The sequence below is a fragment of the Rahnella sp. JUb53 genome (assembly GCF_004346065.1).
Classification (GTDB): Bacteria; Pseudomonadota; Gammaproteobacteria; order Enterobacterales; family Enterobacteriaceae; genus Rahnella; species Rahnella variigena.
The window spans coordinates 239673-253024 of sequence record NZ_SLYT01000005.1; the positions used below are offsets into that span (position 1 = coordinate 239673).

The following is a 13352-nucleotide window of genomic DNA, read 5'->3' on the forward strand; positions in this document are numbered from 1 at the left end:
TACTCTCTTACCGGATTATTTTCTACTTAGGTAAATAGGCCAGCGCAGCGCGCTTCACGTTGTCTATTTCATCAAGCAGTTCAAACCATTCAGGTTCGAGTGTTTCCACGCTGACGCCCTGTCGCAACTGTTGTTCAATGTAGAAACACAGCTGTTTCAGACGCGGTACGCCGCTGTAACTGCAACTGCCGTGCAGTTTGTGAATAAGCGCCAGAATGTCGTCGTCCGGTTCGCCCCGCGTTACCGCCTCCACGCGTTCAGCCACCTGTGGCAGGAATTCCACCAGCATTTGCAGTAAATCCTGCGCCAGCGCCACTTTATTGGCCGACTGACTCAGCGCCAGTTGCCAGTCGAGCGTGCTGATCGGCGCGAGGGATTCTCCGGACTGCAACGGAGAATCCAGCTGCGCCTGATGAGTCTGATGCCGTGACAGCACGTTTTTCAGCATACTTTCATCAATCGGTTTAGACAGATAATCGTCCATGCCCAGCTTCAGCAATTGCTCGCGTTCGCCACTCAGCGAGTGCGCCGTGACCGCCACGACCGGCGTTTTGGCATGGCGCGCCATCTGATGAATGATTTCACTGGCGCGGATACCGTCGATATCCGGCATCTGAATATCCATCAAAATGATGTCGAGGTCCGTATGACGCGCGACTTCAATCGCTTCTTCACCGCTGTGACACAGCACGGTGGTTTCCACTAATTCTTCCAGCAGCGCGCCAATCAGTTTGAGGTTGGCCGGATTATCATCCACCGCCATTGCGGTCAGCGGCAGACGCGACGTTTTGTTCTCATCATTGTTAATCACCCGCACCGACGCCTGCTGCTCTTTGAGCAATAACGGCAGTAAACGGATGCTCGACATCGGTTTAATCAGACAAGCCTCGACGCCGCGCCGTTTCAGCTCTTCGGCATCCACCTGGAACTGGCTTGGCAGTGCCAGCAACAGATGCTGTGTCATGCTGAACACTCTTTGCAGTTTGCCGTCGTAATCGGACAGCGTCATATCGGGGTTCACCGGAATACTGCACAGCATAATGTCGTAATGGGTTTCCGGAAGCGCTGCAATTGTCGTGCGGTGCGTGACATCCAGCGGCGTGGCTTGCAGGATTTCCATCGTGGCTTTTGCTGCCGCCGGATTGGCTTCGACATACGCCAGACGTTTACCTTCAAGGTGACTCATAGAAACCGGCGTGATGTGGCGGTTTTCATTCAGCTCAAGGGTGACGTGGAACCAGAACGTCGAGCCGCGGTTGATCTGGCTGTAGAAACTGATATCGCCGCCCATTTCTTTAACCAGACGTTGGGTGATGACCAGCCCTAATCCGGTGCCGCCGTGACGGCGTGAAATGCTGGCGTCTGCCTGACGGAAAGCCTGGAATAACTGCGACTGCTGACGCTCGGAAATCCCGATGCCGGTGTCGTGAATTTGCACTTCCAGTTCAACCTGCAAATTGTTCTGAGAACGCAATTCCACGTTGATATCAATATTGCCGGTTTCGGTGAATTTAATCGCATTTCCAAGCAAGTTCGTTACCACTTGCTGCATGCGCATCGGATCGCCCAGCACGTTTTCCGGCACATTGTTGTGGACGTTGAGCGTCAGTTCCAGCCCTTTATCGTGGGCGGTATGCGCCAGCAAAATCACCACTTCATCGAGCATTTCACGCAGCGAGAAGGGAATATGCTCCAGCACCAGTTTGCCGGCTTCCAGTTTTGAGAAATCCAGCACGTCATTAATGATGGTCAGCAGATGGTTAGCGGAACGTTCAATGGTTTGCAGGTAATCCGCCTGCGTTGGCGACAGCGGGGTTTTCAGCGTCTGACGGGTAAAACCAATCACGCCGTTAAGCGGCGTACGCAGCTCGTGGGACATATTGGCCAGGAATTCGGATTTGATACGCGCCGCTTCCTGCGCACGCTTTTTCGCCAGATCCAGCTCGACGTTCTGGATTTCCATCTGCTCGAGCGTTTCGCGCAGATCTGACGTCGCCTGATCGATGTTCTGCTGCACTTCTTCGTGATACGCCGTCAGCGACATCGCCATCGAGTTAATGCCGTTTTTCAACATGCTCAGTTCGCCCGGCATGTTGCCTTCCACGCGGCTGTCGAGCTGCCCGCGGCGGATACGGTCAACGGTATTCACCATATTGCGGATAGGGCCGGTGACATCGCGCATCAGGCGATAGGCGAACAGGGTGGCGATCCCCAGACACAACAGCAGCAACATAGTGGAAACAAACGCTTCCTGATATTGCGCCAGTTTGACCGAGCGTAAATCCAGCTCAATGGCGATGTAACCTAACTGATGATTCGGTGACGCGCTGAAAGAATCATCGTCGGCTTCCGTGTGGTTTTCAGCCTGAATGGGCGTGCGTAAAATCAGCACATCACCGGAGCGTTCCTTGGTGAGTTCGCGGGGAATATCGTCAACGCGTTTGACCTGCAACGGACTGCCGTCGTGCTGCGTTGTGGAACTGGCAAACAGTTTATTGTCGCCATCATACACGGTGATGCTGCGCACAATATCCGAATGATTGCGGTGCAGGCGGCTGATCAGGCGCTGAACCGGTTGGCGTTCCCGGAACGTCATGCCATATTCGCTCGCGACCGCCAGAGGCTCGATAATACTGGCTCCGGCTTGCGTCAGCTGATTCTGCAATTCGTTGTAGCGATGGACCACAAAGAAGGTGCTGAGCAGCAAACCGATCATTAATGTCGGTGCCAGAATCAGGATCATCATCCTTGCGCGAAGGCTATATTTGGTCATGGGGTTCCAATGTGGGAGAATTAGCTCCAGCTAAGCTTAATAAACCAGCGTGTAATCGACAATAATGGCTCAATTCTACTCTCCGAACCGCCGCGTGACGACCCGGCAAACGATAACTGTGACCGCGACCGACCTTGATGCTTTCGGGCAGGGTGTGGCGCGCCACAACGGCAAAGCCGTGTTTGTCAGTGGTTTACTGCCCGGTGAACAGGCAGAAGTCACTTTAACAGAAGATAAAAGTAAGTACGCCAAAGGGCGGCTGAAACGTTTGCTGACCACCAGCGCCGATCGTGTGAAACCGGTTTGTCCGCACTATTCGGTCTGCGGCGGTTGTCAGCAACAACATGCCAGTGAGGCGCTGCAACAGAGCAGCAAATCGGCATCACTGCTGCGCCTGATTTCGCGGGAAACCGGCGTTCAGGCGGATCCTCAGCCGGTGATTGCCGGTCCGCAATACGGTTACCGCCGTCGCGCGCGTCTGGGATTACAAATCGCCGGCGTTAAACCGGGGCGTAAAGCGGGAACGGCGAACGGTCCGCTGGTGATGGGTTTCCGTCAGGAAGGCTCAAACGATCTGGTGGCCATCACTAAATGTCCTGTTCTGCGGCCTGAACTGGAGCAACTGCTGGTGCCGGTGCAGGAATGTCTGTCGTCGTTGTCGGCGGCAAAACGTCTCGGGCATCTGGAACTGGTGCTGGCGGATAACGGTCCGTTGCTGGTACTGCGCCACCTTGAACCGCTCAGTGAAGCCGATCGCGCACGCCTGACCACCTTTGCCGCACAACATCAGCTGACGATTTTCCTGGCGCCTGACAGCGATACGCTGGAACGTTTATGCGGTGAAACACCTGATTATCAGATTGACGGTCTGAATCTGAAATTTGGTCCGCGCGATTTTATTCAGGTGAATGACGCGGTTAACCAGCAAATGGTGGCACAGGCCTTGCAATGGCTGGAACTGACGCCGGAAGATCGCGTGCTGGATTTGTTCTGCGGGATGGGGAATTTCACTCTTCCGCTGGCAAAAAGAGCTAAGCAGGTTGTCGGCGTCGAAGGTGTTGCTACACTGGTGGCGAATGGGCAAGATAATGCCCGAAATAATGGCTTGGAAAATGCCTCTTTCTTCCACGAGAATCTGGAAGATGATGTCAGTAAACAACCCTGGGCGGCGCAAGGTTTCAATAAAATCTTGCTGGATCCGGCCCGGGGCGGCGCTGCTGGCGTGATGGCGCATATCGTTAAGCTGGCCCCGGCGCGTGTGGTGTATGTGTCATGCAACCCCACAACATTGGCGCGGGACAGTAAAATTTTGTTGGAGGCGGGCTATCGATTGGCTCAGGTACGTATGCTGGATATGTTTCCGCACACCGGGCACCTTGAATCGATGGCTCTGTTTATCAACCCGTCTGACACAGGCGTTGTGTCAGAAACGTAGGGAGAGGGTATGGTTGCGGTAAGAAGTGCACATCTGAACACAGCTGGCGAGTTCGCACTCGACGACTGGATCAACAGTTTAGGACTGTCCAGCCAGCAATCATGTGAGCGTTTAGCCGAAACCTGGCGCTACTGCGAGCAACAAACGCAGGGCCATCCTGACGCCTCGCTGCTGCTGTGGCGCGGCCTCGAGATGGTTGAAATCCTCTCGACCCTCAGTATGGATAACGACAGTATGCGCGCGGCGCTGCTGTTCCCGCTGGTTGATGACGGCATCATCGATGAAGATACCCTGACCCAACAGTTCGGCAAAGGCATCACCGATCTGGTGCACGGCGTGCGCGATATGGACGCCATCCGCCAGCTGAAAGCCACGCAAAATGACTCCATGGCCTCCGAGCAGGTGGACAACGTCCGCCGAATGCTGCTGGCGATGGTGGAAGATTTCCGCTGCGTGGTGCTGAAACTTGCCGAACGTATCGCGCACCTGCGCGAAGTAAAAGATGCGCCGGAAGAAGAACGCGTTCTGGCGGCGAAAGAATGTACCAACATCTACGCACCGCTGGCCAACCGTCTGGGTATCGGCCAGCTGAAATGGGAGCTGGAAGATTTCTGCTTCCGTTATCTGCATCCTGACGAATACAAACGCATCGCCAAACTGCTGCACGAACGTCGTATCGACCGTGAGCAGTACATCGACGATTTTGTCTCGACGGTTAAAAATGCGATGGCGGAAGAGGGCATCAAAGTTGATGTCTATGGCCGCCCGAAACATATCTACAGCATCTGGCGCAAGATGCAGAAAAAATCTCTGTCCTTCGACGAACTCTTCGACGTGCGCGCCGTGCGTATCGTGGTGGAACGTTTGCAGGATTGCTACGCCGCCTTAGGGATTGTACATACCCATTTCCGCCATCTGCCGGATGAGTTTGACGATTACGTCGCCAACCCGAAACCGAACGGTTATCAGTCGATTCACACCGTGGTGTTAGGGCCGCGCGGCAAAACGCTGGAAGTGCAGATCCGTACCCGCCAGATGCATGAAGATGCCGAACTGGGCGTCGCCGCGCACTGGAAATACAAAGAAGGCACTGCCGTGGCCGGTGGCCGCAGCGGTGGCTACGAGGGGCGCATTGCCTGGCTGCGCAAACTTATCGCGTGGCAGGAAGAAATGGCCGATTCGGGCGAAATGCTCGACGAAGTGCGCAGCCAGGTCTTTGACGACCGCGTGTACGTGTTTACGCCAAAAGGCGACGTTATCGATCTGCCGATGGGCTCCACGCCGCTCGACTTCGCGTACCACATCCACAGCGATGTCGGTCACCGGTGTATCGGGGCGAAAATTGGCGGGCGTATCGTGCCGTTTACCTACCAGTTGCAGATGGGCGATCAGATTGAAATTATCACCCAGAAGCACGCGAACCCAAGCCGTGACTGGCTGAACCCGAGTCTCGGTTATGTCACGACCAGCCGCGGGCGTTCGAAAATCCAAAACTGGTTCCGTAAACAGGATCGCGATAAGAACATTATTGCCGGTAAACAAATCCTCGATGACGAGCTGGACAGACTGGATATCAGCATCAAAGATGCCGAAAAACTGCTGTTGCCACGCTACAACGTCAACTCGCTGGATGAAGTGCTGGCGGCCATCGGTAACGGCGATATCCGCATCAATCAGATGGTCAACTTCCTGCAATCTCAGTTGAAAAAGCCGAGTGCGGAAGAACTGGATAAAGAAGCGCTGCGCCAGCTGACGCAGAAAACCACGCCGCCACCGACCCGTACCAAAGACAATGGTCGCGTCGTCGTCGAAGGCGTCGGTAATCTGATGCACCACATTGCGCGTTGCTGCCAGCCGATTCCTGGCGATGAGATCGTCGGTTACATCACTCAGGGGCGCGGGATTTCAATCCATCGTGCCGACTGTGATCAGCTGGAAGATTTACGCTCGAATGCGCCGGAACGCGTGGTAGACGCCGTGTGGGGCGAAAGCTACTCCAGCGGTTATTCGCTGGTAGTGCGCGTGGTGGCCAACGACCGCAGCGGCCTGCTGCGTGATATCACCACCATTCTGGCTAACGAAAAAGTGAACGTGCTTGGCGTTGCCAGCCGCAGCGATACACGTCAGCAACTGGCGACTATCGATATGGATATCGAAATCTACAACCCGCAGGTGCTGGGACGCGTGATCGCCAAACTGAACCAGTTGCCGGATGTGATTGAAGCCAAGCGACTTCACGGCAGTTGATCAAACGCTTATAAGGCCCGCCAGTCGGGCCTTTTCTTTTATGTTGTTGACTCCTCTATTTTAAAACGGACAGATCCCATGACCGATTCTTCTTTGCAACGCCTGCTCACCATTATGAAAACCCTGCGTGATCCGCAAGCCGGTTGCCCGTGGGATAAAGAGCAAACTTTTGACACCATTGCCCCGTACACGCTGGAAGAAACCTACGAAGTGCTGGACGCCATCGCCCGTAAAGATTACGACGATGTGCGCGACGAACTGGGTGATCTGCTGTTTCAGGTGGTGTTTTACGCGCAGATGGGCAGCGAGCAGGGTCTGTTTGAGTTTGACGACATCTGCAATGCCATTTCAGACAAATTAGAGCGCCGCCATCCGCAAATTTTTGGCACTGAAGCGGCGTGGTCGAAAGACGCCAGCAGCAAAGATGTGCTGGTGAAATGGGAAGCGCGTAAGGCGCAGGAGCGGGCGGAGAAATCCCTGCATTCGGCGCTGGATGACATTCCTTCCGCACTGCCTGCCCTGATGAAAGCGCACAAAATTCAGAAACGCTGTTCGAATGTTGGTTTTGACTGGACCACGCTCGGGCCGGTGCTCGACAAAGTGTATGAAGAAATCGACGAAGTGATGTTTGAAGCGCGTCAGGCAGTTATCGACGAAGAAAAGCTCGGTGAGGAAATCGGTGATCTGCTGTTCGCGACGGTGAATCTTTCCCGTCATTTGGGCCATAAAGCCGAAGATGCGCTGCAGGCCGCCAACCGCAAGTTTGAGCGTCGTTTCCGGCATGTTGAAGAGATTATCCGCGGGAAAGGCTTAAACATGGAAGAAGCTACACTTGAGCAGATGGAAGACGCCTGGCAGCAGGTGAAAAAATCGGAAGCCTGAGTTAGCTCTCCGACTTTGATCGGAAACAAGATCTGGATCTGCTGAAACGGTTAAGCTCAGTGTCATTCAGTGCTTAACCGGCTGATCTGAGAGCAGTAAAGTTCAACAAATTGATATCTAAGATGTTTTAGTGGTTCATGCGAGCAACTCAGCACTTTTCTGAAGTTAACTGATTGTTTTTGAAAGAATGAAAGAAAAGGGCTGGCAGGGTTAACCCTTCTGAACTGACGCTAAGGAAAACGATGATGGACAGCAAAACGTTTATTTGTGGCGCACACAAGGTTCCGGTATACTGTTTTCCCGTCTTGGTTACTCCATCATCTTTAAACCTAACCTCTCAGGTTCAGCATGACAACTAATTATATTTTTGTGACCGGCGGGGTCGTATCCTCTCTGGGTAAAGGCATTGCCGCAGCCTCCCTGGCGGCTATTCTCGAAGCCCGTGGCCTCAACGTGACCATCATGAAACTGGACCCGTATATCAACGTGGATCCGGGTACGATGAGCCCAACTCAACACGGCGAAGTCTTCGTTACCGAAGATGGCGCTGAAACCGATCTCGATCTGGGTCACTACGAGCGTTTCATCCGCACCAAGATGACCCGCCGCAACAACTTCACCACGGGCCGTATTTATTCCGACGTGCTGCGCAAAGAGCGCCGTGGCGATTATCTCGGTGCAACTATTCAGGTTATCCCGCACATTACCAACAACATCAAAGAACGCATCATTGAAGGCGGCGAAGGCCACGATGTCGTGCTGGTTGAAATTGGCGGTACTGTCGGTGATATCGAATCCCTGCCGTTCCTGGAAGCAATTCGTCAGATGGCAGTGGAAGTGGGCCGCGAGCACACGCTGTACATGCACCTGACGCTGGTGCCTTACATGGCTGCTGCCGGTGAAGTGAAAACCAAACCGACCCAGCACTCTGTAAAAGAACTGCTGTCTATCGGTATCCAGCCAGACGTGCTGATCTGCCGTTCAGACCGCGCAGTGCCAGCCAACGAACGTGCGAAAATCGCACTGTTCTGTAACGTGCCGGAAAAAGCAGTTATTTCTCTTAAAGATGTTGATTCTATTTATAAAATCCCGGCCCTATTGAAATCTCAGGGTCTCGACGACTATATTTGTAAACGTTTCAGCATCAACGCGCCGGAAGCTAACTTGTCCGAATGGGAACAGGTTGTTTACGAAGAAGCCAATCCGGGCGGCGAAGTCACCATCGGTATGGTTGGTAAGTACATTGAGCTGCCAGATGCCTATAAATCTGTGATTGAAGCGCTCAAACACGGCGGCCTGAAAAATCGTCTGACCGTGAACATTAAACTTATCGACTCTCAGGATGTCGAAACCCGTGGTGTCGAAGTGCTGAAAGGCCTGGACGCGATCCTTATCCCGGGCGGCTTCGGCTACCGTGGTGTAGAAGGGAAAGTAGCGACGGCGCGCTATGCACGTGAAAACAACATCCCTTATCTGGGCATTTGTCTGGGTATGCAGGTTGCACTGATTGAGTTCGCCCGTAACGTTGCGGGTATGGAGAACGCCAACTCCACCGAATTTGTGCCAGACTGTAAGTTCCCGGTGGTTGCACTTATCACCGAATGGCGTGATGAAGAAGGTAACGTCGAAGTACGTTCCGAAGACAGTGATTTAGGCGGTACCATGCGTGTAGGCGGGCAGCAATGCCACCTGAACGACGGTAGCCTGGTTCGTGAGATGTACGGCGAGCCGACAATAGTTGAACGCCATCGTCACCGTTACGAAGTGAACAATATGCTGCTCAAACAAATCGAAGCCGCAGGTTTACGCGTAGCCGGTCGCTCTGGCGATAAGCAATTGGTGGAAATCATCGAGCTGCCTAACCATCCGTGGTTTGTGGCTTGCCAGTTCCATCCAGAATTTACGTCAACGCCGCGTGATGGTCATCCGTTGTTTGCAGGCTTTGTGAAGGCTGCCGGTGAGTATCAGAAGCGTCAGGTAAAATAAAATACCGGGGAAGAGATGCGCCACTGGCGCATCTCTTGTCTGAAGCTTTAGTTAACTTGTACTGAGGAAATCTTAATGTCTAAAATCGTTAAAGTTATCGGCCGTGAAATCATCGACTCCCGTGGTAACCCGACCGTAGAAGCTGAAGTTCATCTGGAAGGTGGTTTTGTTGGTCTGGCTGCTGCGCCATCTGGTGCTTCTACCGGTTCCCGCGAAGCGCTGGAACTGCGTGACGGTGACAAATCCCGTTTTCTGGGCAAAGGCGTACTGAAAGCCGTTGCTGCGGTTAACGGTCCTATTGCTCAGGCTGTAACCGGTAAAGACGCGAAAGACCAGGCTAACATCGATAAAATCATGATCGACCTGGACGGTACTGAAAACAAATCTAACTTCGGTGCTAACGCGATTCTGGCTGTTTCCCTGGCTGCTGCTAAAGCGGCTGCTGCTTCTAAAGGTCTGCCACTGTACGCTCACATCGCAGAACTGAACGGCACCCCAGGCAAATACTCTATGCCACTGCCTATGATGAACATCATCAACGGCGGCGAACACGCTGATAACAACGTTGATATTCAAGAGTTCATGATCCAGCCTGTTGGCGCTAAAACGCTGAAAGAAGCCATCCGTATGGGTTCTGAAGTGTTCCACACCCTGGCTAAAGTTCTGAAATCTAAAGGCATGGGTACTGCTGTTGGTGACGAAGGTGGCTACGCGCCAAACCTGGGTTCTAACGCAGAAGCTCTGGCTGTTATCGCTGAAGCGGTTAAAGCTGCTGGCTATGAACTGGGTAAAGACATCACTCTGGCGATGGACTGTGCGGCATCTGAGTTCTACAAAGATGGCAAATACGTTCTGGCTGGCGAAGGCAACAAAGCGTTCACTTCTGAAGAGTTCACTCACTTCCTGGAAGACCTGACTAAACAGTACCCAATCGTGTCTATCGAAGACGGTCTGGACGAGTCTGACTGGACTGGCTTTGCTTACCAGACTAAAGTTCTGGGCGACAAAATCCAGCTGGTAGGTGACGATCTGTTCGTTACCAACACCAAGATCCTGAAAGAAGGTATCGACAAAGGCATCGTTAACTCCATCCTGATCAAATTCAACCAGATCGGTTCTCTGACCGAAACTCTGGCTGCGATCAAAATGGCGAAAGACGCTGGCTACACTGCCGTTATCTCTCACCGTTCAGGCGAAACTGAAGATGCGACCATCGCTGACCTGGCTGTAGGTACTGCTGCTGGCCAGATCAAAACCGGTTCAATGAGCCGTTCTGATCGTGTTGCTAAATACAACCAGCTGATCCGTATCGAAGAAGCGCTGGCGGCTGCGGGTACTCCTGCTCCGTTCAACGGTCTGAAAGAAGTTAAAGGTCAGTAATTACTGCCCCGTAACGCTTTCTTAAAAAACCCGCTCCGGCGGGTTTTTTTATGTCCGCAATTCAGGGAAAGATGCGGATGTCATCGGCTTACAGCAATAAAGAAAGCGTGGCGCTCGCACTGTGTTCGCTGGCCTGCAGATAATCCGGGGAGTGCGTTAACAGCTGATTGATCAGTAATTCCACCAGTAACATCCCGCCAACTTTTGACGTCAGTAATCCCGCCGTCAGCGGACCTTCGGGTTTGGCAGCCACCAGTAAAATATCGGCCAGCGAGGAAAGCGGACTGCGCAGCGTATTACTGATGCCGATAACGGTGGTGCCCTGACGCTTCGCCAGTGCGGCAGCGTGCAGCACATCTTTCGTTGAACCTGAGCTGGAAATCACCACCACAATATCCCGGTCGTCCAGACTCACGGCATTCATCGCTGCGCGGTGCATATCGGCGAAACACTGCGACGTTTTGCCCAGACGCAGCAATTTATAGCCCAGATAGTCCGCGACGATCGCGCTGGCCGCGACACCATACACCTGAACGGAGCGCGCGTGATGAATGTGCGATGCCGCGTCCGCCAGCACCTGACGGTCGAGCAGTTTTCCGGTATCACGCAGCGCGGTGATGCTGTCTTCAATCAGCGTCTGAACGTCGTCATTTCCTTGTGCCGCTGGTGACGACGGATTTTGCCGCGTCTCCAGCGCCAGGCCCATCTTAAATTCGGTAAACCCTTTGCAACCCAGCTGGCGACAAAGCCGCGTGACGCTGGCTTCACTGGTATCACTCTCACGCGCCAGCTCAGTGATGGTCAGGTAAAGCACGCGCTGTGGCTGCTCGAGTACATAGCTGCCCAGTTTATGCAGAGTCGGACTGTAATTCTCCAGCCCCTGACGCATTCGCAGTAACAGCGTGCCTGTTTCCTTGGTCTGACTCACTCGGCTCTCCTCAGAATAATTGACCTGACTAGTTTGGCTGATGTGACGCAGTTAACGCCAGAAGAATTCCGTATGGATAACGCCGTGCATTTGATGGTAATTATTATTTTAATTATATAGTGTGGTGAAAATAATTATCACAACAACACAACGCGGAGTCATCTCATGTCGATATTTAATGGTTCAGGGGGCGGGGCATGGTTCGAAAGAGCCCAGAAGTTTGGCAAGTCATTCATGTTGCCCATCGCTATTTTGCCTGCAGCCGGATTGCTGCTGGGAATTGGCGGGGCGCTTTCTAACCCTAATACGCTGGCGGCGTATCCGTTTTTAAATATCCCGGTCTTGCAGGCGATATTCACCGTCATGGCCAGTGCAGGTTCGATCGTCTTTGCCAATCTGGCGGTGCTGTTTGCCGTTGGCGTCGCCGTCGGACTGGCGCGCAGTGATAAAGGAACTGCGGGCTTGTCCGCGTTGCTCGGCTATCTGGTGATGAACGCCACCATCAACGCCATCCTGATCCTCAAAGGGCAGCTTGCCACGACTAATCTCAGTGCCGCAGGACAGGGAATGGCGCTGGGCATCCAGACGCTGGAAACCGGCGTGTTCGGCGGCGTGGTGACTGGGCTCGTGACGTGGTGGTTGCATCAGCGCTATAACAAAATCGAATTACCGCAGTTTCTCGGCTTTTTTGGCGGTTCCCGTTTTGTGCCGATCATCAGCTCCGTCGCGGCTATTGTCGTCGGAGCGGTAATGTTCTTCATCTGGCCACACTTCCAGAAAGTGATTTTTGGCATGGGCGGGCTGGTGGATGCGACGGGATACCTCGGCACCTTCATTTACGGTTTTGTGCTGCGTATGCTCGGCCCGTTCGGCCTGCATCATATTTTTTATCTGCCTTTCTGGACCACCGCACTCGGTGGCACCGACGTGGTCAACGGGCATCTGGTGGAAGGCACGCAGCGGATCTTCTTTGCCCAGCTGGCAGATCCCAATACGCAGCAGTTTTATATCGGCACTTCACGGTTTATGTCCGGGCGCTTCATTACCATGATGTTTGGTCTGGTGGGCGCGTGTCTGGCGATGTACCACACGGCGCGGCCTGAGAATAAAAAGCGCGTCGCCGGGCTGTTGCTGTCGGCGGCACTGACTTCCTTCCTGACCGGGATCACCGAACCCATCGAGTTCTCGTTCCTGTTTGTCGCGCCGATGCTGTATGTCCTGCATGCGGTGTTCGACGGTCTGGCGTTCATGATTGCCCACATTTTGCAGATCACCATCGGACAGACTTTCTCCGGCGGCTTTATCGACTTCATCCTGTTCGGGGTTTTACAGGGCGAAAGCAAAACGCACTGGATGTACGTCCCGCTGGTCGGTGTGCCGTGGTTTGCCCTTTATTACTTCTCTTTCCGTTATCTCATCAGGCGCTTCAACTTCAAAACGCCGGGACGTGATGAGGCTGACGTTCAGCAGGATAGCGTGGTGACCGATCGCGCCGGACTCATTATCGACGCACTGGGCGGGGCGGCCAATATCGCGGAGCTGGATTGCTGTGCAACGCGGTTGCGTATCAGCGTCCATCAGGCCGCCGGAGTCGATGAAAACAAGCTGAAATCGAGCGGGGCGCGAGCCGTGCTGATACGCGGAAACGGCATTCAGGTCATTTACGGACCGCACGTGACGATTATTAAAAATGAAATTGAGGAGATGTTGGGAGTATGAAC

8 protein-coding genes are annotated in these 13352 nt (G+C 53.6%); 6 read left to right on the forward strand and 2 right to left on the reverse strand.

Annotated elements, in window-relative coordinates; translation table 11 throughout:
* Positions 1-22: 22 nt before the first annotated feature.
* The gene (gene barA, locus EC840_RS14200) at positions 23-2773 is read right to left on the reverse strand and encodes a two-component sensor histidine kinase BarA (protein WP_129639262.1); all 2751 of its coding nucleotides are present in this window, start codon (positions 2771-2773) and stop codon (positions 23-25) included.
* A gap of 64 nt (positions 2774-2837) precedes the next feature.
* On the opposite strand from barA, the gene rlmD reads away from it, so the two are divergent.
* The 5 genes from rlmD to eno all read left to right on the forward strand — a co-directional run bounded on the left by rlmD (position 2838) and on the right by eno (position 10703).
* Complete coding sequence (gene rlmD, locus EC840_RS14205; protein WP_132965801.1) at positions 2838-4208, forward strand: 23S rRNA (uracil(1939)-C(5))-methyltransferase RlmD; 1371 nt, start codon at positions 2838-2840, stop codon at positions 4206-4208.
* A 9-nt stretch (positions 4209-4217) separates the two neighbouring features.
* Positions 4218-6455: a GTP diphosphokinase gene (relA, locus tag EC840_RS14210; protein ID WP_112287730.1), complete on the forward strand. Its 2238-nt coding sequence runs from the start codon at positions 4218-4220 to the stop codon at positions 6453-6455.
* A 78-nt stretch (positions 6456-6533) separates the two neighbouring features.
* Positions 6534-7337 (forward strand): nucleoside triphosphate pyrophosphohydrolase, encoded by an 804-nt coding sequence (mazG, locus tag EC840_RS14215; protein WP_112287729.1) that lies wholly within the window; start codon positions 6534-6536, stop codon positions 7335-7337.
* A gap of 348 nt (positions 7338-7685) precedes the next feature.
* Positions 7686-9323 carry a CTP synthase (glutamine hydrolyzing) gene (gene pyrG, locus EC840_RS14220; protein WP_013573994.1) on the forward strand — a complete coding sequence of 546 codons (1638 nt, stop codon included), beginning with the start codon at positions 7686-7688 and terminating at the stop codon, positions 9321-9323.
* Between the two features lie 75 nt (positions 9324-9398).
* Positions 9399-10703 carry a phosphopyruvate hydratase gene (eno, locus tag EC840_RS14225; RefSeq protein WP_112287728.1) on the forward strand — a complete coding sequence of 435 codons (1305 nt, stop codon included), beginning with the start codon at positions 9399-9401 and terminating at the stop codon, positions 10701-10703.
* An 88-nt stretch (positions 10704-10791) separates the two neighbouring features.
* Here eno and EC840_RS14230 read toward each other — a convergent pair whose 3' ends face one another.
* Positions 10792-11592 carry a MurR/RpiR family transcriptional regulator gene (locus EC840_RS14230; RefSeq protein ID WP_181955568.1) on the reverse strand — a complete coding sequence of 267 codons (801 nt, stop codon included), beginning with the start codon at positions 11590-11592 and terminating at the stop codon, positions 10792-10794.
* A 204-nt stretch (positions 11593-11796) separates the two neighbouring features.
* On the opposite strand from EC840_RS14230, the gene EC840_RS14235 reads away from it, so the two are divergent.
* The gene (locus EC840_RS14235) at positions 11797-13350 is read left to right on the forward strand and encodes a PTS transporter subunit EIIC (RefSeq protein ID WP_132965803.1); all 1554 of its coding nucleotides are present in this window, start codon (positions 11797-11799) and stop codon (positions 13348-13350) included.
* Positions 13351-13352 lie beyond the last annotated feature (2 nt).

Coding starts and splice junctions, on each gene's coding strand:
- EC840_RS14230 (WP_181955568.1), bottom strand. CDS start 11,592: ATGCGTCAGGGGCTGGAGAATTACAGTCCGACTCTGCATAAACTGGGC.
- relA (WP_112287730.1), top strand. CDS start 4,218: ATGGTTGCGGTAAGAAGTGCACATCTGAACACAGCTGGCGAGTTCGCA.
- rlmD (WP_132965801.1), top strand. CDS start 2,838: ATGGCTCAATTCTACTCTCCGAACCGCCGCGTGACGACCCGGCAAACG.
- EC840_RS14235 (WP_132965803.1), top strand. CDS start 11,797: ATGTCGATATTTAATGGTTCAGGGGGCGGGGCATGGTTCGAAAGAGCC.
- eno (WP_112287728.1), top strand. CDS start 9,399: ATGTCTAAAATCGTTAAAGTTATCGGCCGTGAAATCATCGACTCCCGT.
- pyrG (WP_013573994.1), top strand. CDS start 7,686: ATGACAACTAATTATATTTTTGTGACCGGCGGGGTCGTATCCTCTCTG.
- barA (WP_129639262.1), bottom strand. CDS start 2,773: ATGACCAAATATAGCCTTCGCGCAAGGATGATGATCCTGATTCTGGCA.
- mazG (WP_112287729.1), top strand. CDS start 6,534: ATGACCGATTCTTCTTTGCAACGCCTGCTCACCATTATGAAAACCCTG.